This is a genomic window from Vibrio sp. 704 (genome assembly GCF_033339295.1).
Map to the genome: position 1 here is coordinate 1 of NZ_JAWOUH010000849.1, position 554 is coordinate 554.

The 554-nt window shown below is 45.7% G+C and carries 1 protein-coding gene; it reads right to left on the reverse strand.

All coding sequences use genetic code 11. From position 1 onward, the window contains the following. Window positions 1-554, reverse strand: a 554-nt coding sequence (locus R7R24_RS29500) for a Gfo/Idh/MocA family oxidoreductase (RefSeq protein ID WP_318120563.1), incomplete at both ends; no start/stop codon positions are given.

Consider the following 554-nt stretch of genomic DNA (forward strand, 5'->3'; position numbering starts at 1 on the left):
GCAAATCGGCTTTTGCTACAACATTTACGCTGTTGCAAATCGGCTTTTGCTACAACATTTACGCTGTCTAGCGGGTGAATAAAATCGTCAAAGATGAACGTACGGAGTTCTCCCGGCAGATTGTGGCGATTTTTCTCCCAACGCAGTGACTTCAAATTAGCGACATCGCCTTTTTGTACGTTTGGCAAATAGTCGTTGTAGAGCGGAATGTGTCGGCGATTAAAGCCAACATAAAGTGGTTGATTGGCGATAGCTGCAATCTCATAGAGTTGCTCTACCTGTTGGGCACTGTCCGCCAGAGGTTTGTCGACAAAAGTAGGAATGCGTTGTTTTAGAAAATATTCAGCGATTTGAAAGTGAACATGAGTTGCGGCATGAATCATCACCGCATCTACACCAAACGCAGGAAGCTGTCGGTAGTCCTGACAGCTTTCCTTAATGCGATATTGCTGAGCTAGTGAAGAGAGGGTTTCGGCGTCTCGGGTACAAAAGACCAGCTCAACATTAGGAAGTTGAGTAATGACAGGAAGGTAAGCCTTTTGTGCAATGTCGCC